Here is a 21,389-nt window from a genome sequence, read left to right as displayed (position 1 = left end):
TGCGGGAGAGAGTTGGGGTGAGGGCTCTTTCCTCTTGGGGAGCCTTCGTTGTTGCGACACCCTCTCCCCGGCCCTCCCCCGCAAGCGGGGGAGGGAGAGGAGAGGGCGCGGCCTTACTTCGCCTTCAGGAAATCGGCGACTTCGAGCAGCATGAACTCGTCGTCGTCGGCCTTGTTGGGATCGCGGCTCGACGAGAACGGCAGATTGTTGTCGTTGCCGACGATGATGTGGGTGTCGTCGACGCGATCGACGTTCTCGATGGTGAAAAACGGGAAGGTGTAGACGCCGTCATTGAGCGGCTTGCGCGCCTTCTTGTCGGGGTCCTGGATCTTCATCAGGTCGATATAGCCGATCTTGCGCACGGGTTTGCCGACACTGGCGTCGGAGAGCTCGATCTTGTAGACGCGCTTGAACTTGGCAACGTCGGGGAAGCAGTTTACGTCGCGGGTGCCCGCCGGGCAGGCCTTGTCAGGCGTGCCTTCGCCGTTGTCGCGCTCGATGACGAGACCGGCGCTCGGATCGATCATGTTGAAGTCGCCGATGGCGTTGCCGTTCTGCTCGAACACATACTGCCAGTAACGGCCGGTGAATTTCTCCGCGGCGACGTCGAATTCGAGGATGCGGGAGGCTTCCTTGCCGTCGACCCGCTCCCAATCCTTCTTGTCGGCATCCCACAGCGGGCCCTCGAGCAAGCCGTAGAGGAATTTGCCGTCCTTGGAGGAGGCGAAGCCCTCAAAGCCCTTGGAGCGGCGGAGGTTGACGTTGGTGTAGGTCGCGCCCGGAGCACCGGGCGTCCCCACCGCCCAATGGTCGGGCGAGCGCACCGGCTTGCCGTCGGCAATGGTCTCGAACACGGCGAGGATCTTGCCGGTCTTGTCGGCCTTCAGGATGTAGGGGCCGAACTCGTCGCCGATCCAGAAGGTGTCGCCGATGATCTGGAAACCTTCGGTGTCGAAGTCGGCGCCGGTGAGATAGCGCCTCTCGGTGTCCTCGTGGACGATGCGGAACGGCACGCGTCTGTCGGGGTCATGCAGGAAGACGGTTGCTTCGCGCTCGATCTTGCCGCCCGCCCAATCCATCTTGTAGTGGTTCAGGTAAAGCATCGAGTCCATCGAATTGGCGCGCGCGCCCATGCCGTTGTCGGTGATGACCCAGAAGCTGCCGTCGGGCATCTTCTTGATGCCGGAATGACCCTGCAGCGGCTGGCCCTTGAACGGCAGCGAGACGCCGGTCGAACGTTCAAAGGATTTTCCCATCACGGTGCCGAGCGCATCGACGCGCTTGCCGGTGGTGTATTTCCCCGAGGTCTTGAGATCAGCGGGGGCATCGGCCGGGGCATCGATGAAGGTCGCGGCCGGCATCACCACGTGGCCGGCGAGCTTGGCCGGAAATTCACCTCCGCTCTGCGCGAGCGCGGTGCTCGCGGTGAGAATGATCGTTGCGACGGTGCTGAGAAAAGTCGCGCGCATGTGCGTCTCCTGTTAGCGGACGACGCCTTATGCGGATCGCTTATTGCAGTTTTGTGAAACCGGGCCAAACGCCGCAGGCACAGGCTATTTCTTTACCGTGCGCCTGCGTCTCACGCGCTTTCATAGACCAGCCGGGTGAAAAAGCCGGGGTCGATGACGAACTGACCCCACTTCGCGTCGAACGCGGCTGTCGGCTTGGCGGCAACCGTCTCGCCGCGCGTTTTTCCCTGTTTCTTGAGACTGCCGACGTTGTCCCTGATGGCGACCAGCATGTCGCGGAATTCCTGTAGCTCGGCCTTGTTGCTGACGGGCTTGCCATGACCGGGGATGATGATGGTGTCGTCTTTGGCCGCCGCCAGATTGGCGTCGGACGCCGCAATCATGCCGTCGATGCTGCCGCCGGTGGAATGGTCGATGAAGGGATAGATGCCGTTCCAGAAGGTGTCGCCGACATGGAGGACATTGGCCTCGGCGAACATGACCGAGATGTCGCTGTCGGTGTGGGCGGGCCCATAATATTTCAGCGCGATCGACGCTCCGTTGAGCTTGAGACTGTGTTCCCTGGCAAACACCTGGGTCGGGAGAGCGCCTGCGGAAAGCGGCAGGAAATTGTAGTCCCAATCCTCGACCCGCTGGACGCCGGCGAGATGCTTGCGGGTGTTCTCGTGGGCGATGATCTTCGCGCCAGCAACGCTCAGCCATTCGTTGCCGTCGGCATGGTCGAAGTGCCAGTGCGTATTGATCAGATGAGCGATCGGCTCGCCGCTGATTTCGGCAAGCGTCTTGCTCAGTTGCGGGCGCGATACGCCGATTCCGGCGTCGACCAGAAGCTTGCCGTCTGGCCCGGTGAGGACGGCGATGTTGCCGCCGGATCCTTCGAGCACGCTGATGTTGTTACGCAGCTTGTACGTCTTGATCTGTGATGTTGCCGCGCTGTCCTTGATTAGGCTGACGAGGCCGCGCGCTTCGGCGTAAGCCTGTCGAGGGCTGAGCCAGCCCGCTGTGGCAGCGAACGCAGCGCCGCCGACGCAACACAGGCAAAAGCCGCGTCGGGACATTGAATGGAGTTCTTGCGATCCCATGCGATGCTCGCTTTCTGAAGCGAGGATTGATTGCGGCCACGGTCGCTCCGCCGTCGGCGCGCTAAGGTGCGACCAGGACAGACAGCAGTCTATCAGGACTGCACGATCGCTTACGCGCGCGGTGGTCCGTTACTCCTTCACCGCGCCGGTGAGCGAAGACACGTAGTAGTCCACGAACAGCGAGTAGAAGATTGCAACCGGCAGCGAGCCCAGCAGCGAGCCCGCCATCAGCGCGCCCCACTGGTAGACGTCGCCGGTGACGAGCTCGGTCAGGATCGCGACCGGCACGGTCTTGTTGGCGCCGCTCTGGATGAAGGCGAGCGCGTAGATGAACTCGTTCCAGGACAGCGTGAAGGAGAAGATGCCGGCCGAGATCAGGCCGGGCACCGCGAGCGGCAGCGTGATCCGCCGCAGGATCTGCAGCCGCGTCGCGCCGTCGACCAGCGCGCATTCCTCGAGCTCATAGGGGATCGACTTGAAATAGCCGATCAGCAGCCAGGTGCAGAACGGCACCAGGAAGGTCGGATAGACCAGGATCAGCGCCAGCGGCGAGTCGAACAGGCCGAACTGCACCACGACGGTTGCGAGCGGAATGAACAGGATCGACGGCGGCACGAGATAGGCCATATAGATGCCGAGGCCGACATAGGGACTGCCGCGGAAGCGAAGCCGCTCGATGGCATAGGCAGCCAGCGTGCTCGCGATCAGGGACAATGTGGTTGCTCCGATCGCAACCAGCATCGTCGTCCAGAGCCAGCGCGGATAGGCGGTGTCGAACAAGAGGTGCTTGATGTGCGCCAGCGTCGGCGAGGTGATCCAGAACGGATTGTGCTCCTTGTAGTTCATCAGCTCCGCGTTCGGCTTGAACGACGTGATCGCCATCCAGTAGAACGGAAACAGCAGGATCAGCACGAAGCAGCCGAGCGGCAGATAGATCATCATCAGCCGGCGCAGCCCGGAATCCCAGGCCATGGTGTCGGGTGCCGCTTTGGCGTCGGCGACGGCTGTGGGTTGCGCGGCGGTATCAGTCATTGGCCTCTCCCTGCTGCCATTTGCGGCGCGCCAGGCCGAAATAGGAAAACAGCGTCGCGAACACCAGGAACGGGATCATCGACACCGCGATTGCCGCACCCTCGCCGAGCTCACCGCCGGCGATGCCGCGCTGGAACGCGAGCGTCGCCAGCAAATGCGTCGAGTTGCCCGGCCCGCCGCGGGTGATGGCGTAGACCAGCTGGAAGTCGGTGAAGGTGAAGATGATCGAGAAGGTCATGACGATGGCGAGGATCGGCATCATCATCGGAAAGGTGATGTAGCGGAAGCGCTGCCAGGCGCTGGCGCCGTCGAGCATCGCCGCTTCGTAGAGCGAGGGCGAGATGGTCTGCAGGCCCGCCAGCAGCGAGATCGCGACAAAGGGTATGCCACGCCAGATATTGGCGGCGATCAGCGAGAACCGCGCCGGCCAGGGCGAGCCGAGGAAGTCGATATTGGTCGTGCGCCAATGCAGCACGTCGACCAGCAAATAGGAGATGATCGAGAATTGCGGATCGTAGATCCACCAGAATGCCAGCGCCGACAGCACCGTCGGCACGATCCAGGGCAGCAGGATGATCGCGCGCAACAGGCTCTTGAACGGAAAATGGTTGTTGAGCAACAGCGCGAGCCAGAAGCCGAGCGCGAACTTTCCGAAGGTCGCGATGCCCGTGTAGACCACGCTGTAGAACACCGCGTTCCACCACAGCGAATCGGTGAGCAGGTACTGGAAGTTCTCCAGGCCTATGAACTCGCCCTTCCGGCCGATCGTGGTGTCGGTGAAAGCGAGCCAGATGCCGAGCCCCAGCGGATAGGTCAGGAACACCGCAAGCAAGCCGATCGCGGGCGCGAGGCACATCACGACCAGGAACGGCTTGTAGTCGAACAGGCGCACCAGCCAGTTCGGTTGCCGCTGGATCAGTACGGTTGGGGAGAGGGTGGTCACGGACATTCGTTGTTGTCCTGTCGTTGACGATCACCAAACCCGTCATTGCGAGGAGCTCGCGACAAAATTGCGTAGCAATTTTGCGCTATTGCGACGAAGCAATCCAGACTGCAATTGTGGAGACAGACTGGATTGCTTTGCTTCGCTCGCAATGACGGCCGTTCTTTCGGCCGCTACTTCTGCCGCCTGAAATACCGCTTGCAGCGCTGCTCGGCTTCTGCGGCGGCGGCCTCCGGCGTGGCCGCACCGGTCGCAACCGACGCGAACATCTGGATCAGCACATAGTCGGCGCTGACGGCGCCGGTCGCCGTCGAGATCGGGCCCGCATAGCCGTCGTAATAGGTGCTGTTCATGGTGTCCTTGAACAGCTTCACCTTCGGATCCTGCGACCACACGGCGGCCTCGGCATAGGCCGCGAGCGGCTGCGCCCAATAGCCGGAGTTGGCGTTGAGCCACGGCTCGTATTGGTCCTTCTCCAGCATGAATTGCAGGAAGGCCTTTGCGGCGTTGGGGTACTGGCTGTGCTTGAACACCATGGCATTCAGCGTCAGGCCCGCCATCGGCGAGACCTTGGCCACGCCCTTCGGCAGCAGCTGATGCTCGCTGTCGTCGGCGATCGCCTTGGTCGCCGGATCGTTCTTCAGCGAGAAGTACAGCGAGACGCCGTTGGCGGTCAGCGCGATCTCCTGCGCGGCATAGGCGCGGTTGTTGCTGACGTCGTTCCACGAGGTCGTGCCGGCGATGAAGGTCGGGTAGAGCTGCTTGACCCAGTTCAGGGCGGCGATGGTCTCCTTGCTGTTGATGATGACGTCGCCCTCTTCGTTGAGCAGGGCGGCGTTGTGCGACCACAGCGCCCAGCTCGCAAAGCCGTTGCCGTCGCCCTTGGCGTTGCCAAGCGCGAAGCCCGCCGGCTTGCCGGCCTTTTGCAGCTTCTGGCAGAGGTCGAGAATGCCGGCATGGTCTTCCGGCACCTTGTCGAAGCCGACCGATTGCAGGATCGACTTGCGGTAGATCAGCGGACCCGCGGTCGCGCCGAACGGCAGGCCGATCCAGGTGTCGCTCTTGTTCTTCTTGCCGTAGCGCTGCGCCAGCGGCAGCCAGCCACCGTAACGCTTGCCGGCATAGTCGGCGACGTCGGTCAGCTCGATCAGCTTGTCGATGTAGATGTGCGGAGCATCGGAGAAGCCGATGATGATGTCGGGGCCGGCGCCGGAATTGGCGGTCACCGCGGTCTGCTGGTTGATGTCTTCCCAGCCGACGAAATCGACCTTGACCTCGACGCCGGTCTCCTTGGTGAACTTGGCTGCATTGGCGCGGAACACGTCTTCGTCGGCCTGGACGAAGCGCACCGGCCGCAGCATGCGCAAGCTTGCGCCCTTCTCGATCGGCAGTTTCGGCGCGGGGACGTCGGCGGCCTTGATCGCGGATTGAGCGTGCGCTGCAACACCAGTGGCGGCGACCGTTGCAACGGACAGGCCCAGCGCCAAGGCATCACGACGTGTGATGTCGTTCCTCATCAGTTCCTCCCTATGATGTCTCCCTTCCCGGCGTTGATCGCCGGTGAAGGGCCGTTTCGTTCTTTTGCCGGTCTTTCGGCGCGCTATTTGCGGCCGGCCGCCTTAGCTGTTCGGACCGCGGTCCATGCTGACGGGCTGCCAGCGGCGGAGCGCGGTGTCTTGCAGCACCGACGGGTTCACGCAGCTTACCGGCCACATGCCCTGAAGCACCAGTGACAATTCGTAGCCTACTCGGCGCTTGCGTGCCTCGTCGAACCGTGCCGAGGCCGAGGCGACATGGGCGGTCAGGGTCACGTTCTCCATGCTGAGGATGGGGTTGTTGTGCGACGGCGGTTCCTTCTCCAGCACGTCGAGGGCGGCGTGCGCGATCCAGCCCTCCTGCAGCGCCTTGATCAGGCTCTCCTCGTCCACGGTGGCGCCGCGCCCGGTGTTGATGAAGATCGAGCCCCTTTTCATCTGCCGAAAATGCTTCTCGGTCAGCATGTGATGCACTTCGGGCCGGGCAGGCGCGTGCATCGAGACGAAGTCGGATTGCGACAGCACTTCGTTCAGCGTCGCCGGAATGACGCCGTGGTCCCACATCAGTGTTTCCTGGATGAAGGGATCGTAGGCCATCATGCGCAGGCCGAACGGCGCGGCGCGTTTCGCAACCGCACGCGCGACGCGGCCGAACGAAACGAAGCCGAGCGTCTGGCCCATCAGCCGCGGAACCTTGAGCAGTGCCGGCCGGCCCTCGGCCCAACGGCCGGTGCGTACCATCTTGTCCTGCTCGACCAGGCGGCGGAAGCCGGCGAGCAGCAGCATCATGGCGTGGTCGGCGACTTCCTCGATGAACGTGTCGGGGATGTTGGTGACGGGAATGCCGCGCGCGGTCGCCGCCTTCACGTCGACGCTGTCGACGCCGACCGAACCGAGCGTGATGACCTTGCAGCTTTCCAGCGCGTCGATGATGGTCTTGGTGATCGGGATGCCCTTGGCGTAGATCGCGTCGGCATTCTTCGCGGCGGCGATGAACTCCGCCTCGTTGGCCGGCGCCTCGACGATCTCGGCATCGATCGGATCGAGCGCCTCGCGCTCGTACGAATAGTCGCTGCCGGCGACCGTGAAGCTCGCGCCCTTCGGCGTCACCACCCTGTATTTCGGCATTTCCTGCTCCCGATTTGGTTTGTCGGTTCTTGTTGTGACCCGGCCTTCTCGCTCGGGCCTTTGCGTCTTTTACGCGAAATCGGCGCGGTCGCGTACAATTCCCGGTTGTCGCCGTCGAGATTATTTGTCGTTTTTGCCGGCATCGTCCGGGCTTCTACGGAGGCGTGTAAGTAACTTGCTAAGGGGTCCGACACTAAAAGTTGATTCAATTTCGATCGATTCACTCGCGCGCCCGCATCCCTTTTTCCCCGGAGCCCACCCCGTGAAGTTGAGCAATCTGAAGATCGCCTCCAAGCTTGGCATTCTTGTCGGCGTCACCTTGTTCGGCCTGTGCGTCGCCGGAGTTCTTGCCGGATACCTGATGAAGCGCGAGATGGTGAATGCGCGCATCGATCAGGCCAAGTCGATCGTCGACCTCGGCCGCAACTATGCAGCCGCGCTGAAGAAGCGCGTCGATGCGGGCGAGCTGACGAAGGACGCGGCCATGGCCGACCTTCGCCGCTACGGCAACGCGATGACGTATGACAATGGATCGGGCTATCTGTTCGGCACGTCCTATGACGGCATCACCCAGCTCGCGCCCGATCCGAAGCAGATCGGCACCAACCGCATGGACGTCGTGACCAACGGCCGCAAGCTGTCGATCGAGCTGATGGACGGTGTCAAGGCCAACGGCTCGATCCTGCTGTACTATGAATACGTGAAGCCGGGCCAGGAAACGCCGATCCGCAAGATCGGTTACGCGGTGGCCGTTCCCGGCTTCGACATGTATCTCGGCACAGGCGCCTATCTCGACGACATCGACACCAAGATGGGCCCGGTGTTCTGGTCGCTCGGCCTTGCCATGCTGGCCATCGTCATCGCCGCCGGCGGTGTCGCCTGGATGATCGGCCGCAGCATCAGCCGTCCGCTGGCGCTGCTGGGGACCCGCATGAAGGATCTCGCCGACGGCAAGCTCGAGGGAGATATCCCCGGCGTCGGCCGCGGCGACGAAGTCGGCGCGATGGCTGCGACCGTTCAGATCTTCAAGGACAACGCGGTCCGCATCCGCGACCTCGAGAAGACCGACGCGGCGGCGAAGGAGCGTGCCGCGGCGGAACGCCGCAGCGCGATGGAAGGTATCGCCAACGACTTCGAACGCAGCGTCAACGGCATCGTCCGCTCGGTCTCCTCGGCCGCGGCCGGCATGCAGTCGACCGCGCAGTCGATGACCGCGACCGCCAGCGACGCCTCGTCTCGGGCGGCGACGGTCGGTGCGGCCTCGTCGAAGGCCTCCGGCAACGTCGGCACGGTGGCCGCGGCCGCCGAAGAGCTGTCGAGCTCGGTTGCGGAGATCTCCCGTCAGGTGACGCGCTCGACCGAAGTGGCGAGCCGCGCCGTCAGCGACGCCGAGCGCACCAACGCCACGGTGCAGGAGCTCTCGACCGGCGCCGAAAAGATCGGCGAGGTGGTCAAGCTCATTCATTCGATCGCGGCGCAGACCAATCTGCTGGCGCTCAACGCCACCATCGAAGCGGCGCGTGCCGGTGAATCCGGCCGCGGCTTCGCCGTCGTCGCCTCCGAGGTCAAGGCGCTGGCCAACCAGACGGCCAAGGCCACCGAAGAAATCTCGGCACAAGTGGCGGCGATGCAGACCTCGACCAGCGATGCGGTCGCAGCGATCGGCGGCATCACCCAGACCATCGCCGAGATGAGCGAGATTACCGCCGGCATTTCGGCCTCGATCGAGCAGCAGGGCGAGGCGACCCGCGAGATCGCCCGCAACATTCAGTCGGTTGCGGCCGGCTCGAACGAGATCAACGCCAATATCGGCAGCGTCACCTCGGCCGCGGAAGCAACCGGCAGTGCGGCCAGCGATGTGCTCACCAACGCCCGCGAGCTGGACAGCCAGTCCGGCGCCCTGCGCAGCGCGGTCGACGGCTTCCTCGCCAAGGTCCGCGCGGCGTAAAGTTTCACGCAGGCGTACTTCTACCCACGATGTCGTCATGCCCGGGCTTGTCCCGGGCATCCACGTTCTTAGGCACCGCGTTCGCGGGTGCGCGTGGATGGCCGGGACAAGCCCGGCCACGACGGAGAGTGGATGTGGATGAGTGCTATCCCTACTGCTTCTCGATCCCCGCGTCCCGGATCAGCCGCTGCCACAGCACCAGCTGCTCGTTGACGAACGAGCCGAGCTCCTCTGGCGTGCCGGAGAAGGCGTCCATGCCGAGCGTGGCGAGCTGGGCCTTGATCTCGGGCTTCTCGACGATCTTGCGGATTTCGGCGTTGAGCCGCGTCACGATCTCCTTCGGCATGCCTGCCGGCCCGAAATAACCCTGCCATGACGAGATGTCGAAGTCCGGCACGCCGGCCTCCTGCATCGAGGGGAGGCTGGGGATCAGCGGCGTGCGGTCCCTGGTGGTGACGGCGAGCGCGCGCAGCGCGTTGCCCTGGACATGCGGCAGGCCGGTCAGGATGTCGACGAACATCATCGAGACGCGGCCGCCCATGACGTCGTTGAGCGCCGGCGGCGAGCTCTTGTAGGGCACGTGCAAGAGGTCGAGCCCCGCATTGTGTGCGAAGGTCGCGCCCGACACGATCGCCGAGGACGAGCCCGAGGCGTAGCTCAGCTTGCCTGGATTGGCCTTGCCGTAGGCGACGAGCTCGGCGACGGTCTTGGCCGGCACGTCCGGGTGGATCACCAGCATGAAGGGCAGGTCGCCGGTGCGCGCGATCGGGGTGAAATCCTTCACTGGATCGTAGGTCAGGCTCTTGAGCAGATAGGGATTGGCCGAATGCGTGGTGTTGGTCGTCACCAGCAGCGTATAGCCGTCGGGCGCGGAGCGCGCGACATAGGTCGCCGCGATCATGCCGTTGGCGCCCGCCTTGTTCTCGATGACGATGCCGACGCCGAGCGCCTGCGACAGATGCTGCGAGATCAGCCGCGTCGTGGTGTCGGTGCCGCTGCCGGCCGCGAACGGCAGCACCAGCGTGATGTTGCGGCTCGGCCAATTATCCGCCTGGGCGGCGGATGCGGCAGCAAGGCACAGCGCCGCGGCGCAGGCCGTGCGCAGGACGCGCATGAGCGAAGACAGCATGTTCGGACGTTCCCTCTTTTTTCGTTGGCCGGGAACCTAGCCGGTCCACATCAAAACCGGAAGACGGCAAGGACGCGCACCGCGTCCGCTGCGCGGAATTACTTCACCGCGGAGCCCTGGCGCGAGGCGATGACGACGCCGGCGAGCACCAGCGCGTAGCCGATCAGGTGGAACGGCTGGAGTTTTTCGCCGAGCAGCAGGATCGCCATCGCCGAGCCGAACACCGGCACCAGATGGAAGAACGGCGCGGCGCGGTTCGGCCCGATCAGCGCGACGCCACGGTTGAAAAACAGATAGGCGAGCGCCGAGGGGAAGATCAGGATGTAGCCGAGCGTCAGCAGCGTCACGGTGTCGAATTGCATGACATTGCCGGACCGCACCTCCCAGACCGCCGTCGGCAGCAGCATCATGGCGCCGCAGCAGGTGGTGAAGGACAGGAAGGAGAGCTGATGAACCTTCGGCCGCCGTGGGATGAAGGCGGAGTAGATCCCGAACGCCACCAGCGAGGAGGCGAACATGATATCGCCCCTGTTGAACGAGATGCTCGCCAGCGCCGCAAGGTCGCCGCGCAGGATGATGATCAGCACGCCGAGCAGCGAGATCGCGATGCCGGCAAGCTGACCGCCGGTCAGCCGCACGCCGAACAGCACCAGCGACCACAGCGCCACGAACAGGGGACCTGCCGACTGGATCAGCAGCGCGTTCAGCGCCTCGGTATATTGCAGGGCCCAGTAGGAGATCGCGTTGTTGAAGGCGAAGCCGACCAGCGACAGGAACAGCATCAGCGGCAGGCTCTTGCGCAACGCCGGCCAGTCGCGCTTCAGATGCGGCCAGGAAAACGGCAGCAGGATCAGGAATACGCCGAACCAGCGGATCGTGGTCACCGTCAGCGGCGGCACATGCGCGCCGACATGGCGCGCGAGCACGATATTGCCGGCCCAGAACAGCGAGCTCAGGCTGAGCAGCAGGTAAGGCTGGTTGTTGAGCCAGCTGGCCGGATTCGAGGCAGGTGGCGCGGGGGAAGCGATCGTCATTGGCGTCACATACGACCTTGCGCCGGATTGTCGTCGTGACACAAGCCACGCCACCGCAATGCTACAATGCAGGCACAACCCGGGAGGTGGCATTGGCGGTCAACATGTTGAACATTGTGGGCCTGGAAGGGCTCGACCGGCATGCGCCGGTGGTGATGCTGAACCTGATGCGTTTTCACGCGCGCTCGCGCGACGGTAATGGTTCGGGCTGGGATGCGTATTTGCGCTACAGCGCGATCACCGTGCCCATGATCAAGGTGCGCGGCGGCACGCTGCTCTGGACCGGCGAGGCCAAGGCGATCGCGCTCGGCCCGCATGCGGGCAACGACTGGGATTTCGTCGCGCTGGTCTACTATCCGACCGTCAGCGCGTTCCTCGACATGATGACGTCGGAAGCCTACGAGCGCGATGCCGATCCGCATCGCCGCAATGGCTGTGCTGAGCATGTGATCATCGCGACGAGCGAGGCGTACAGCAAGTTCAAGGTGGAATCGTCTAAAGGCCGGTGAGCAATTTCTTCAAGAGCGCATTGAGCGTTTTCTGCTCTGCCGGCGACAGCACGGAGATCAATCTTTCCTCCAGCGCCACCATTGGGCCCATCAAATCGTCGATCGTGCGCTTGCCGGCAGCGGTGAGCGCAATCTGCCGGCCGCGCCGGTCGTTGGGATCGGGACGTCGCTCAACCAGCCCCGCGCGCTCCAGCCGGTCGAGGCGGTTGGTCATGCCGCCGGAGGAGATCATCGCCGCCTCATAGAGCTGCGTCGGCGAAAGCGTGTAGGGCTCGCCGGAGCGTCGGAGCGGCGTGAGCACATCGAACTCACCAACCTGCAGGTCCGCTGTCGCGAGCAACGGGTTCATGTGATCGCGGATCACGCGCGCCGCGGCATCGAGTAGACGGCCCAGCGTTTCAACAGGCAACATGGCGAGGTCGGGGCGCTCGCGAGCCCATTGCTTGGAGGCAATCTCGGCACGATCCATCGCATAATATCTCCATATTAAGTATCTTGATATCGAGATACATTGGAACTAGTGTCTTGATACCAAGACACTAGCGCGATTCTCCAGCCGCTTTGAAGGAAAAAAACGATGTCCAAGATGATCTTAGTAAACTTGCCTGTGCGCGACCTCGCCGCATCGACGGCCTTCTATGTGGCGTTAGGCGGCGCGGTGAATCCCCAATTCTCCGGCGCCAACTCGACCCTGCTCAACTTCACCGAAGCGATCGGCGTAATGCTGCTGACCCACGAGCACTATCGCGAATTCACCCAGCGCCCGATCGGCGACGCGCGCCGCGACAGCCAAGCCATGTACGCTCTGACGGTCGACGCTCGCGATGCTGTCGATGCGACGGTGGCCCGCGCGGCGGATGCGGGCGGTCGTGCTGATCCCAACCCGGCGCAGGACCTCGGCTTTATGTACAATCGGCACGTCGAAGATCCTGACGGCTATGTCTGGGAGATGGTGTGGATGAATCCGTCGGCACACGGCTGAGCGCGGCTTCTTCGGGCGCATCCGCGCAGTTGAGCGCCAACATAAATCGCTCATGGCGGTCTTCTCGTGCTGCCATGAATCAAGTCTCGTCAAACAAATCTGACGGAGCGAGCTCAGTTCGTCTGCTTCCTCGACGCCACGAACACGCCCGACAGCACCAGCGCGAAGCCGATGAAGTGGAAGGCCTGCGGGTGCTCGCCGAGGAAGGCCATCGCCATGATCGAGCCGAACACCGGCACGACGTGGAAGAACGGCGCGGCGCGGTTGGCGCCGATCAGGCGGACGCCGCGGTTGAAGCAGAGATAGGCGAGCGTCGATGGAAACACCGAGACGTAGAACAGGGTGAGCAGGTTCGGCCCGTCGAGCTTCATGACGGGGCGCGCCGACAATTCCCAGATCTCCAGCGGAATGAGGCAGGCCGCACCGGCGCCGAAGGTGAAGGCGAGGAACGATAGGCCGTGGATCGGCGGCCGCTTCAGGGTCAGCACCGAATAGAGCGCGAAGATGATCAGCGCGACGATGAAGATCAGATCGCCCTTGTTGAAGGCGATGTTCGACAGCGTGGTGATATCGCCATGCAGCAGGATGATCAGCACGCCGCACATCGATAGAGCCACGCCGAAGGCCTGCGCCGCGGTGAGGCGGATGCCGAGGATGACCAGCGACCACAGCGCCACGACCAAGGGTGCTGCCGATTGCAGCAGCAGGGTGTTGAGCGCCTGGGTATGCTCCAGCGCCCAATATTGCAGGGTGTTGAAGGCGCCGATGCCGGTGATCGACAGCACGATCATCAAGCCGAGTTTCTCGCGGATCGCGGGCCAGTCCTGGGCGAGATGCTTCCAGGCGAACGGCAGCACCAGCAGGAAGGCCAAGGTCCAGCGCAGGAAGGACAGCGTCACCGGCGGGATATGGCCGGCGGCGAGGCGCCCCACGACCGCATTGCCGGCCCAGCACAGCGCGGTGATGCTGAGCAGGAGATATGGCTGGTTCGCAATCCAGTGCTGGCCGGATGTGTCGGCGCTCGTGGTCTGGCCGGTGGCGGACATTGTGATTGTTGTGGCCCCGCGGTGGAGTGCACCAAGGCCACCAGCCCGGCGGCATCCGGGCCGGTCGAAACCCGGCCCCGTTCAAAGACACGGAAATCGAGGCTGCATCAACGGGGGCGGGCGCATCGCGACCATGCAGCGGCCGGCGCTGTGCCTAGCGCTTTGGTCGAGGTCGGTGCGTGGCCTTGGAAGATTTCCGGATTTTCCGGGGATATCAAAGGCTTGGATCGTGCATTGGGTCCTCAAAAAGCCCCGTTCTTGCTTGCTTAGAGAGGCTGCTTCCTTTATCCGGTTGGCTGCCCCGCATACGAACGGCTCCAAGCCGGGAATTGGGCTGGGCGTAGGCGTGATCCCGGAAAACTGGGTACCGGTTTTCCGTTTGGATCATGCACCTATAGAGATAATTCTTCGAAGGATTACCCGCGAATGGCCAATGTTGTCGTCGTCGGCGCCCAGTGGGGCGACGAAGGAAAGGGCAAGATCGTCGACTGGTTGTCGGAGCAGGCGGACATCGTCGCGCGCTTCCAGGGCGGCCATAATGCCGGCCACACGCTGGTCATCAACGGCGAGACCTACAAGCTCGCGCTGCTGCCCTCCGGCGTGCTGCGCCCGTCCAAACTGGCGGTGATCGGCAACGGCGTGGTGTTCGATCCGCAGGCCTTCCTCGACGAGGTCGCCAAGCTGCGCGGCCAGGGCGTCGCGGTCGGCCCGGAGAATCTGCGCGTCGCGGAGAACGTCACCCTGATCCTGCCGCTGCACCGTGAGCTCGATGCGCTGCGCGAATCGTCCAACTCGGCGACGGCGATCGGCACCACGCGCCGCGGCATCGGACCTGCCTATGAGGACAAGGTCGGCCGCCGCGCGATCCGGCTGATGGACCTCGCCGACCTCGACACGCTTCCGCACAAGATCGACCGGCTGCTTGCGCACCACAACGCACTGCGCCGCGGGCTCAACCTGCCGGAGTTCGACGGCAACGAGATCTTGAAGGAACTGAGCACGCTGGCGCCGCAGCTGCTGCCTTACGCGGAGACCGTGTGGCGCCTGCTCGACATCGAGCGGCGTGCGGGCAAGCGCATCCTGTTCGAGGGCGCGCAAGGTGCGCTGCTCGACGTCGACCACGGCACCTATCCTTACGTCACGTCGTCCAACACGGTGGCGGCGCAGGCCGCGACCGGAACGGGCATCGGTCCGGGCGGGGTCGGCTACGTGCTCGGCATCTGCAAGGCTTACACGACCCGCGTCGGTCAGGGGCCGTTCCCGACCGAGCTGCTGAACGAGATCGGCGAAGAGATTGGCCGTCGTGGCCGCGAGTTCGGAGTCAATACCGGGCGCAAGCGCCGCTGCGGCTGGTTCGACGCCGTGCTGGTCCGCCAGACCGTGCGGACCTGCGGCATCAACGGGCTGGCGCTGACCAAGCTCGACATTCTCGACGGCTTCGATTCGATCGAGGTCTGCGTCGGCTACAAGCTCGACGGCAAGGAGATCGATCATTTCCCGGCCGGCGAGGGGGCGCAGGCCCGGGTCGAGCCGATCTGGGAGACCATCGAGGGCTGGAAGGAGCCGACCGCCGGCGCTCGGTCCTGGGCCGACCTGCCCGCCCAGGCCATCAAATATGTTCGCCGGATCGAGGAATTGGTGGGGTGCCCGGTTGCGCTGCTTTCCACGAGCCCCGAACGCGAGGATACTATCCTCGTGCAAAATCCGTTTGAGGCTTAACGATATCTTACCGGGACGCGCGTATAATTGAGTAGAAATGGCTGATTACTATCCGCTGATCGCCCGCGCTATTGCCGCCCTGGACCCCAACGCTCCCGGCGAAAGCCGGCGCGCGCTCTATGAGCGGGCGCGCACCGCCCTGATCGCACAACTGCGCAGCGTGCAGCCGCCGCTCTCCGAATCCGAGATCACCCGCGAACGGCTGTCGCTGGAAGAGGCCGTCCGCAAGGTCGAATCGGAAGCCGCCCAGCGGGCCCGCGAGGCCTCGCGCCCCGGTGGCGGTGCCCGCAGCGGGGGCGGCAGCGGCGATGCGTTCCGCCGGGCCAGCGCCCGAGCAGCCGACAACAACCCGCCCGCATCGCCTCAGTCGGCCGGGCCGCCGCGGGCTCGTCCCGCCGCACCGCCGCCGCGCAATGACCGCCCGCCGCTCGGCGGCGACGACCAGAACGACGCGCCGCGCCCGCCGCGCGCCCCGCGTTTCGATGCGCCGCGCCAGCCGGCCGCGCCGGAGCCGCCGGCCGGGCGCTCTCCTCCGCGTCGTCCGCCGGATGGCGGACCACCGCCACCTCCGGCGCCGGGCGTGCGCGGCTTCCGCGACATCACCGCTGACGTCAATGATCTCGGCGGTGCCGCCGCGCAGGCCAATCGCGCCGCGCGCCGCACCTACGCCAACGTGCCGTCGCCCTCGCCGGAATTCGACCGGCTCGAGCCGAGCCTGGAAAACCGCGCCGCCGAACCTGACGCACCCTATTCCTATGACGAGTCGATGGAGGAGGCCGAGCGCTACGCGCCGCAGCCGCCATCGCCGCGTCCGCGCATTGCGGCCGACCGCGGTGCCAGGAAGCCCAAGCGCGCCGGCTCGATCTTCCCGTTCAAGAGCGCGATCGCCGTCGGCATCGTGCTGATCCTGGTCGGCGCCGGCATCCTCTGGGGCAAACAGCTGGTGCAGACCGCGACCAATCTGCTCAAGTCCTCGCCCACCCAGGTGGTGGAGGCGCCGAAGGATGCCTCGCAGCCGCAGAGCAAGCCGAAGATTCCGGATCGTGTCGGCCAGCCCTCGGCCAGCGACCAGCCGGCTGCGCCGGTGGCGCAGAAGGTCGTGCTCTATGACGAGGATCCGTCTGACCCCAAGGGCAAGCAATATGTCGGCTCGGTGGTGTGGCGGCTCGAACCGATCAAGGCGTCGGGCAACCAGAAGGCCGACATCGCCGTGCGCGCCGACATCGAGATCCCGGACCGCAAGTTCAAGATGACGATGTCGTTCCGCCGCAACACCGACTCGTCGCTGCCGGCGAGCCACACGGCCGAACTGACCTTCATCCTGCCGCCGGACTTTCCGGGCGGCAGCGTCTCCAACGTGCCGGGCATCCTGATGAAGTCGAACGAGCAGGCGCGTGGCACGCCGCTCGCGGGCCTCGCGGTCAAGGTCACCGACGGCTTCTTCCTGGTCGGCCTCTCCAACGTCGACGCAGACCGCAGCCGCAACGTCCAGCTCCTGAAGGAGCGCTCGTGGTTCGACGTGCCGCTGGTCTACGCCAACCAGCGCCGCGCCATCATCGCCATCGAGAAGGGCGCTCCCGGCGAGCGCGCCTTCAACGACGCCTTCGCACAGTGGGGCGACTGAGCCCTTCTCTTTCTATCGAGGGAGATCGTCATGCCGGGCTTGTCCCGGGCATCCACGTCCTTCGTGCCTTGGGGCAAGGCGTGGATGGCCGGGACAAGCCCGGCCATGACGCTGTGGATGGCCAGCGCTATTGCGCCGCCGCTTCCCGCTTGCGCGAGGCCGCAGCGGCGGCCGCTTCGCGGTCCATCACGGCGCGGCAGCCGGGGCTGACCTGCGCCTTTTTCTGCACCATGCAGGCCCTGATGCGCGAGATGTCGGGAATTTCACTGGAGCACAGCCGCATCGCGTCGCCCGAGCACATCTGCTGCGCTTCGGACGAAAAGGCGAAGCCGGGTGATGTCTGGAGCGCGAAGGCGGTGGCGGCGAAGGCCAACAGCGAAGCGGTGGTCTTGAAGAGCGAAGCGATGGTTTGGTAGCGTGCCATGGAGATGCGTCCCCGAGTTCCGTGGGTTGAACCACTTGGTTTTGGGGCGCCGCACGCGGCTTGATCTGCCGCATGTCACAGCCTTCACGTCGGGAACTCAATCCCGCATGTGGTCGCTCGATTTCTTGATGCTCGAATCGAAAAGTGCTGCGCCGCCCGATTCGAGTATGCGCGATTGTTACGAAGCTGCAATGGGCGACGCGAAGGAATTCGCAGATGTTGCGCGACCGTCACGCAAAACGCGGCGCGCAACCTGACATGCCGATCTACATTCCGATCTTACATGCCGTGGCTCTGGAACACCTTGCTGCAAGACTTGGACAGCTTGGCGCGGTTGGCCTGCAGACAGCCTTGCACCGCACTGTCATTGCCGAGATCCTTGCGGCACAGCCGCGAGGCATCGCGCGAGCAGGCGTTCTGCTCCTGTGGCGTGCCCATATGGCCTTGCGCAAAGGCGGGCGCGTTCGACAGGCCGCCGAGGGCCGAGAGGGTGATCGTCGCCAGCAACAACAGTTTACGAGACATCGGCGGCTCCAAATCTGACAAGGGAATTGCAGGTCCAATTTGAACCCGCCGCCTTGCCACTTGTTCCCCCAAACAGCCCGCAACCCCGCTATCCAAGGTTCCCGCCGCGCTGCTATAAACGCTGTGGGTTTGAGGAGTTCTTGATGAAACGCTATCTGGTGTTTGCGCTCGTTGGTCCGTTCTTGGGCGGCTTCCTGCTGCTGCTGACGACGACCTACCAGTCGGGCTACTGGACCCAGACCAATCTCGGCGAGGTCGGCAAGCTGTTCGTGGTGTTCTTCAAGACGCTGCAATACAGCTATCTGTTCGGCTTCCTGCCGTCGCTGATGATCGGCGCGGTCGACGACATCCTGATCCATGTCAGGCGGGTCGGGCCGGTGCTGCGGATGCTGCTGGTCGGCCTGATCGCCTTCATCCTCGCCGCGTTCATCTACGGCTCGCGCGGGTCGGATTCGGGCGCGGTGCAGTTCATCCTGTACGGCCTGGTCGGCTTCGTGCCGGCGGTGCTGTCATCCTGGTTCGTGCATCACTATGTCGAGGAGCCGCGGCCTGCGGCGGCGGCGAGCTGACTGCGCGACCTTCGGACGCGGTGCAGCAACCTCTGCCGCGCTCGCGCGTTCCCTGATGGCCATGACCATGCCCGATGACGACATTCTCACGCCACGCAGGTCCCGCTCAGGGACGCAGTCGCGCGCCGATTTTTCGGTCCGCGCGGCACGCGGGCCGATCATCGACCAGGACGGCCATGAGATCCGGCCTGAACAGATCCGCCCTGAAACCCTGGAGCAGGGCTTTCAAGAGTTTCGCTTCGACCTCGGGCGGGGCGGCAACCCGTTCGGCAACCTGACGCGCGAGCAGCGCATCGCGCGGCTCGAGGCGCTCGCAAAGCTGCTCGACGTCGCCTTCATTCTGCCGGGCACCAATATCCGCTACGGCATTGACGGACTGATCGGCCTGATCCCTGTGATCGGCGACATCATTACGACCGCGATCTCGCTGTGGCTGGTGCGCGAAGCCCGTGCGCTTGGTGCGCCCTGGTATCTCACGGCGCGGATGCTCGGCAATGTCGCGGTGGACGGCGTGGTCGGCATCGTGCCGTTCGTGGGCGACGCCTTCGACGTCATGTTCCGCGCCAACATGCGCAACGTGCGTCTGTTGCGCCGCTGGCTCGACAAGCAGCCGCGCATCTGAAGCGCGCCCTCGAGAAACGCAGAAAGCGCGACAGCCTTTCGGCCATCGCGCTTTCTGCGCACATCGGAGGCTTTAAGAAATTTACGCCGCGTCGGCGTCGGTCTCGGCGACCGGTTCCGGCTTGCGGTGGCGCGGCAGCGGGAAGGCCTCGCTCTCATAGAGAGAGCGGATGCCGTTCTGGTCGAAACGGGCTTCCTCGACCTGGAGATACGCGCCATTCAGCGAATCCGTCGGCAACTGCTCCATCGCGAACTGCACGGCTTCAGCCGCGGTGCCGAACCGGCGATAGGTGAAGCCGGCGCGCTTCTTCTTGCGGATCGCAGCGGGGAAGAGTTCGGCGGAGGTGTTGAAATTGAACGGACGCAGTGGACGCATGGTCAAAGACCTCGTGATCTTGTCTGGGGCTTTAAGCGCGTGGGGTTTGCGAGGGCGGAGGCCACAATCAAGCGAGCCCGCCGCACATCATTTTCGACCACTAATATAGGCCGTTTTGACAGAAATGCGACCCCTGCGATGGGAGATGATGAATCCACGCATGGCAGGTCCGCAACCACGGAAAATTAAATAATTTCAGTGGCTTATGTAGTTTACAGCTTTCCGAGAAGCAACAGGACCAGCAGCACCACCAGAACAACGCCGCCGATCCCCATGCCGGAATGGCCCATCCCATAGCCATAGCCGCCGATCCGGCCCGACCAGCCGCCCAACAGATAGATGATCACCAGGATGATCAGGATGGTCCCGAGTGACATGGCGTCCTCCCTGGCGGCCGCCGGATTGCGCTCAACGGCTGCACCGCCAGACAAGAAAAGCATATCGCGCCGCCGGGTTCCATCGGGGAACCGGGCGGCGCGCAATTTTATTTCGGCTCCAGCTTGAGTGCTGCCGAATTGATGCAGTAGCGCAGGCCTGTCGGCCCCGGTCCGTCCGGGAAGACGTGGCCGAGATGGCCGCTGCATTTGGAGCAGAGCACCTCGGTGCGGATCATGCCGTGCGTCGTGTCCCGCTCTTCGTCGACATGGCTCTCGACTGCAGGCGCGGTGAAGCTCGGCCAGCCGCAGCCGGAGTCGAACTTGGCGTCGGACTCGAACAGCACGTTGCCACAGCCGGCGCAGACATAGGTGCCGGCACGGTGGTCGTGCTCATATTCACCGGAGAAGGGACGCTCGGTCGCCTTCTCGCGCAGCACGGCGTACTGCATCGGCGACAGCTCGCTGCGCCACTGCTCTTCGCTCTTGATGACCTTGTCGTCGGTGGTTTTCGTCTTGGTGTCGGGCATGGGTCTCCCGTTTCTTTTGCGATCTTGCGATCAGTTGGTGGCCTTGCTGGCGCTCACCAGCGTCGGCTTTTCAATATAGTTAGCCGCGAACAGTTTCTTCAGGTTCTCGACCTTCGGAATGTCGTTGTAGGCGATGTAGGGCTGGTTCGGGTGCAGCGTCAGATAGTCCTGGTGGTAGCCCTCGGCCGGGTAGAACGCCTCGAGCGCGCCGACCTTGGTCACGATCGGCTTGCTGAACACCTTGGCGCCGTCGAGCTGGGCGATATAGGCCTCCGCGACCTTCTTCTGCTCGTCGGACGTGGTGAAGATCGCCGAGCGATATTGCGTGCCGCTGTCCGGTCCCTGGCGGTTGAGCTGGGTCGGATCGTGCGCCACCGAGAAGTAGATCTGGAGGATCTTGCCGTAGGAGATCTTCTTCGGGTCGAACTTGATCTCGACCGACTCGGCGTGGCCGGTCCGGCCGCTCGAGACCGTCTGGTAATCGGCGGTCGCCTTGCTGCCGCCGGCATAGCCGGAGACGGCGTTGACGACGCCGGCCGTGTGCTGGAACACGCCCTGCACGCCCCAGAAGCAGCCGCCGGCGATCACCGCGGTCTGGATGCCGCTCGCGGGGGCTGCGTCCATTGTGGGGGCAGGGATCACGACGGCGTCTTCCGCGGCCCGGGTCGGCGCGGCAAAGGCCAGCGTCAGTGCGGTGGTGGCGGCGAGCAGGGACAGGACGGAGCGGCGCATGGCGGATCCTCTTTCGGAAGGCCTGACAGTTTAGGGCGGTTGAGGGCGGGCGAACAGC

The 21,389-nt window shown here is 64.2% G+C and carries 23 protein-coding genes; 7 read left to right on the top strand and 16 right to left on the bottom strand.

The annotated features are described in order from the left end of the window. Positions 1-113: 113 nt before the first annotated feature. From K3F49_RS08485 to K3F49_RS08460, 6 genes are all read right to left on the bottom strand, one after another. Positions 114-1,469, bottom strand: coding sequence for an esterase-like activity of phytase family protein (locus tag K3F49_RS08485; protein ID WP_234680419.1), 1,356 nt, complete (start codon positions 1,467-1,469; stop codon positions 114-116). A 110-nt stretch (positions 1,470-1,579) separates the two neighbouring features. Beyond that, entirely contained in the window at positions 1,580-2,551 is a 972-nt protein-coding gene (locus tag K3F49_RS08480) for an MBL fold metallo-hydrolase (protein WP_234680418.1), read from the bottom strand. Positions 2,552-2,680: 129 nt separating this feature from the next. Continuing rightward, on the bottom strand, positions 2,681-3,583 hold the full coding sequence (locus K3F49_RS08475) for a carbohydrate ABC transporter permease (protein WP_234680417.1): 903 nt from the start codon (positions 3,581-3,583) through the stop codon (positions 2,681-2,683). Next, the gene (locus tag K3F49_RS08470; RefSeq protein ID WP_234680416.1) at positions 3,576-4,532 is read right to left on the bottom strand and encodes a carbohydrate ABC transporter permease; all 957 of its coding nucleotides are present in this window, start codon (positions 4,530-4,532) and stop codon (positions 3,576-3,578) included. The genes K3F49_RS08475 and K3F49_RS08470 overlap by 8 nt, the downstream gene beginning before the upstream one ends. Before the next feature lie 167 nt (positions 4,533-4,699). Continuing rightward, positions 4,700-6,043 carry an ABC transporter substrate-binding protein gene (locus K3F49_RS08465; RefSeq protein ID WP_234680415.1) on the bottom strand — a complete coding sequence of 448 codons (1,344 nt, stop codon included), beginning with the start codon at positions 6,041-6,043 and terminating at the stop codon, positions 4,700-4,702. 102 nt (positions 6,044-6,145) lie between these two features. Continuing rightward, positions 6,146-7,189: a C-terminal binding protein gene (locus K3F49_RS08460; protein ID WP_234680414.1), complete on the bottom strand. Its 1,044-nt coding sequence runs from the start codon at positions 7,187-7,189 to the stop codon at positions 6,146-6,148. Between the two features lie 262 nt (positions 7,190-7,451). On the opposite strand from K3F49_RS08460, the gene K3F49_RS08455 reads away from it, so the two are divergent. Next, positions 7,452-9,137, top strand: coding sequence for a methyl-accepting chemotaxis protein (locus K3F49_RS08455; RefSeq protein ID WP_234680413.1), 1,686 nt, complete (start codon positions 7,452-7,454; stop codon positions 9,135-9,137). Between the two features lie 151 nt (positions 9,138-9,288). Here K3F49_RS08455 and K3F49_RS08450 read toward each other — a convergent pair whose 3' ends face one another. Then, on the bottom strand, positions 9,289-10,266 hold the full coding sequence (locus K3F49_RS08450) for a Bug family tripartite tricarboxylate transporter substrate binding protein (RefSeq protein ID WP_234680412.1): 978 nt from the start codon (positions 10,264-10,266) through the stop codon (positions 9,289-9,291). Between the two features lie 98 nt (positions 10,267-10,364). Continuing rightward, positions 10,365-11,300: a DMT family transporter gene (locus tag K3F49_RS08445; protein WP_234680411.1), complete on the bottom strand. Its 936-nt coding sequence runs from the start codon at positions 11,298-11,300 to the stop codon at positions 10,365-10,367. 104 nt (positions 11,301-11,404) lie between these two features. On the opposite strand from K3F49_RS08445, the gene K3F49_RS08440 reads away from it, so the two are divergent. Further along, on the top strand, positions 11,405-11,809 hold the full coding sequence (locus K3F49_RS08440) for a DUF1330 domain-containing protein (RefSeq protein WP_234680410.1): 405 nt from the start codon (positions 11,405-11,407) through the stop codon (positions 11,807-11,809). Here the strand turns inward: K3F49_RS08440 and K3F49_RS08435 are convergent. Beyond that, positions 11,796-12,278, bottom strand: a complete 483-nt coding sequence (locus K3F49_RS08435; RefSeq protein ID WP_234680409.1) for a MarR family winged helix-turn-helix transcriptional regulator — start codon at positions 12,276-12,278, stop codon at positions 11,796-11,798. The genes K3F49_RS08440 and K3F49_RS08435 overlap by 14 nt on opposite strands. Before the next feature lie 108 nt (positions 12,279-12,386). On the opposite strand from K3F49_RS08435, the gene K3F49_RS08430 reads away from it, so the two are divergent. Further along, positions 12,387-12,791, top strand: coding sequence for a VOC family protein (locus K3F49_RS08430; RefSeq protein WP_234680408.1), 405 nt, complete (start codon positions 12,387-12,389; stop codon positions 12,789-12,791). A gap of 113 nt (positions 12,792-12,904) precedes the next feature. Here the strand turns inward: K3F49_RS08430 and K3F49_RS08425 are convergent, their stop codons facing one another. After that, the gene (locus K3F49_RS08425) at positions 12,905-13,837 is read right to left on the bottom strand and encodes a DMT family transporter (protein ID WP_234680407.1); all 933 of its coding nucleotides are present in this window, start codon (positions 13,835-13,837) and stop codon (positions 12,905-12,907) included. Positions 13,838-14,263: 426 nt separating this feature from the next. Between K3F49_RS08425 and K3F49_RS08420 the strand changes: the two genes are divergently transcribed. Then, on the top strand, positions 14,264-15,556 hold the full coding sequence (locus tag K3F49_RS08420; RefSeq protein ID WP_234680406.1) for an adenylosuccinate synthase: 1,293 nt from the start codon (positions 14,264-14,266) through the stop codon (positions 15,554-15,556). A 37-nt stretch (positions 15,557-15,593) separates the two neighbouring features. Further along, positions 15,594-17,180, top strand: coding sequence for a hypothetical protein (locus tag K3F49_RS08415; protein ID WP_234680405.1), 1,587 nt, complete (start codon positions 15,594-15,596; stop codon positions 17,178-17,180). A 127-nt stretch (positions 17,181-17,307) separates the two neighbouring features. Here K3F49_RS08415 and K3F49_RS08410 read toward each other — a convergent pair whose 3' ends face one another. Together K3F49_RS08410 and K3F49_RS08405 are read right to left on the bottom strand one after the other, a co-directional pair. Next, positions 17,308-17,604: a hypothetical protein gene (locus K3F49_RS08410; RefSeq protein WP_234680404.1), complete on the bottom strand. Its 297-nt coding sequence runs from the start codon at positions 17,602-17,604 to the stop codon at positions 17,308-17,310. Positions 17,605-17,883: 279 nt separating this feature from the next. Further along, positions 17,884-18,129: a hypothetical protein gene (locus K3F49_RS08405; protein WP_234680403.1), complete on the bottom strand. Its 246-nt coding sequence runs from the start codon at positions 18,127-18,129 to the stop codon at positions 17,884-17,886. Between the two features lie 143 nt (positions 18,130-18,272). Between K3F49_RS08405 and K3F49_RS08400 the strand changes: the two genes are divergently transcribed. Next, entirely contained in the window at positions 18,273-18,698 is a 426-nt protein-coding gene (locus tag K3F49_RS08400; RefSeq protein WP_234680402.1) for a DUF5413 family protein, read from the top strand. A 61-nt stretch (positions 18,699-18,759) separates the two neighbouring features. Beyond that, entirely contained in the window at positions 18,760-19,320 is a 561-nt protein-coding gene (locus K3F49_RS08395; protein WP_234680597.1) for a DUF4112 domain-containing protein, read from the top strand. An 81-nt stretch (positions 19,321-19,401) separates the two neighbouring features. On the opposite strand, the gene K3F49_RS08390 is transcribed toward K3F49_RS08395, so the two are convergent. From K3F49_RS08390 to msrA, 4 genes are all read right to left on the bottom strand, one after another. Further along, positions 19,402-19,695 carry a hypothetical protein gene (locus K3F49_RS08390; RefSeq protein WP_027532521.1) on the bottom strand — a complete coding sequence of 98 codons (294 nt, stop codon included), beginning with the start codon at positions 19,693-19,695 and terminating at the stop codon, positions 19,402-19,404. 212 nt (positions 19,696-19,907) lie between these two features. After that, a complete protein-coding gene (locus K3F49_RS08385) occupies positions 19,908-20,072 on the bottom strand; it encodes a DUF3309 family protein (RefSeq protein ID WP_187436663.1) in 165 nt (54 codons plus the stop codon). 107 nt (positions 20,073-20,179) lie between these two features. Then, positions 20,180-20,599, bottom strand: a complete 420-nt coding sequence (msrB, locus tag K3F49_RS08380) for a peptide-methionine (R)-S-oxide reductase MsrB (RefSeq protein ID WP_234680401.1) — start codon at positions 20,597-20,599, stop codon at positions 20,180-20,182. 30 nt (positions 20,600-20,629) lie between these two features. Continuing rightward, the gene (gene msrA / locus K3F49_RS08375) at positions 20,630-21,331 is read right to left on the bottom strand and encodes a peptide-methionine (S)-S-oxide reductase MsrA (protein WP_234680400.1); all 702 of its coding nucleotides are present in this window, start codon (positions 21,329-21,331) and stop codon (positions 20,630-20,632) included. Positions 21,332-21,389 lie beyond the last annotated feature (58 nt).

Source organism: Bradyrhizobium monzae (assembly GCF_021458635.1).
Taxonomy (GTDB): Bacteria; Pseudomonadota; Alphaproteobacteria; order Rhizobiales; family Xanthobacteraceae; genus Bradyrhizobium.
Note: the sequence above shows the minus strand (reverse complement) of the source record. Positions and strands in the feature narration are given on the sequence as shown.

Bases quoted from the DNA above. Each gene is read 5' to 3' on its own strand.
- K3F49_RS08485 (WP_234680419.1), bottom strand. From the start codon at position 1,469: ATGCGCGCGACTTTTCTCAGCACCGTCGCAACGATCATTCTCACCGCG.
- K3F49_RS08480 (WP_234680418.1), bottom strand. From the start codon at position 2,551: ATGGGATCGCAAGAACTCCATTCAATGTCCCGACGCGGCTTTTGCCTG.
- K3F49_RS08475 (WP_234680417.1), bottom strand. From the start codon at position 3,583: ATGACTGATACCGCCGCGCAACCCACAGCCGTCGCCGACGCCAAAGCG.
- K3F49_RS08470 (WP_234680416.1), bottom strand. From the start codon at position 4,532: ATGTCCGTGACCACCCTCTCCCCAACCGTACTGATCCAGCGGCAACCG.
- K3F49_RS08465 (WP_234680415.1), bottom strand. From the start codon at position 6,043: ATGAGGAACGACATCACACGTCGTGATGCCTTGGCGCTGGGCCTGTCC.
- K3F49_RS08460 (WP_234680414.1), bottom strand. From the start codon at position 7,189: ATGCCGAAATACAGGGTGGTGACGCCGAAGGGCGCGAGCTTCACGGTC.
- K3F49_RS08450 (WP_234680412.1), bottom strand. From the start codon at position 10,266: ATGCTGTCTTCGCTCATGCGCGTCCTGCGCACGGCCTGCGCCGCGGCG.
- K3F49_RS08445 (WP_234680411.1), bottom strand. From the start codon at position 11,300: ATGACGATCGCTTCCCCCGCGCCACCTGCCTCGAATCCGGCCAGCTGG.
- K3F49_RS08440 (WP_234680410.1), top strand. From the start codon at position 11,405: ATGTTGAACATTGTGGGCCTGGAAGGGCTCGACCGGCATGCGCCGGTG.
- K3F49_RS08435 (WP_234680409.1), bottom strand. From the start codon at position 12,278: ATGGATCGTGCCGAGATTGCCTCCAAGCAATGGGCTCGCGAGCGCCCC.
- K3F49_RS08430 (WP_234680408.1), top strand. From the start codon at position 12,387: ATGTCCAAGATGATCTTAGTAAACTTGCCTGTGCGCGACCTCGCCGCA.
- K3F49_RS08425 (WP_234680407.1), bottom strand. From the start codon at position 13,837: ATGTCCGCCACCGGCCAGACCACGAGCGCCGACACATCCGGCCAGCAC.
- K3F49_RS08420 (WP_234680406.1), top strand. From the start codon at position 14,264: ATGGCCAATGTTGTCGTCGTCGGCGCCCAGTGGGGCGACGAAGGAAAG.
- K3F49_RS08415 (WP_234680405.1), top strand. From the start codon at position 15,594: ATGGCTGATTACTATCCGCTGATCGCCCGCGCTATTGCCGCCCTGGAC.
- K3F49_RS08410 (WP_234680404.1), bottom strand. From the start codon at position 17,604: ATGGCACGCTACCAAACCATCGCTTCGCTCTTCAAGACCACCGCTTCG.
- K3F49_RS08405 (WP_234680403.1), bottom strand. From the start codon at position 18,129: ATGTCTCGTAAACTGTTGTTGCTGGCGACGATCACCCTCTCGGCCCTC.
- K3F49_RS08400 (WP_234680402.1), top strand. From the start codon at position 18,273: ATGAAACGCTATCTGGTGTTTGCGCTCGTTGGTCCGTTCTTGGGCGGC.
- K3F49_RS08395 (WP_234680597.1), top strand. From the start codon at position 18,760: ATGACCATGCCCGATGACGACATTCTCACGCCACGCAGGTCCCGCTCA.
- K3F49_RS08390 (WP_027532521.1), bottom strand. From the start codon at position 19,695: ATGCGTCCACTGCGTCCGTTCAATTTCAACACCTCCGCCGAACTCTTC.
- K3F49_RS08385 (WP_187436663.1), bottom strand. From the start codon at position 20,072: ATGTCACTCGGGACCATCCTGATCATCCTGGTGATCATCTATCTGTTG.
- msrB (WP_234680401.1), bottom strand. From the start codon at position 20,599: ATGCCCGACACCAAGACGAAAACCACCGACGACAAGGTCATCAAGAGC.
- msrA (WP_234680400.1), bottom strand. From the start codon at position 21,331: ATGCGCCGCTCCGTCCTGTCCCTGCTCGCCGCCACCACCGCACTGACG.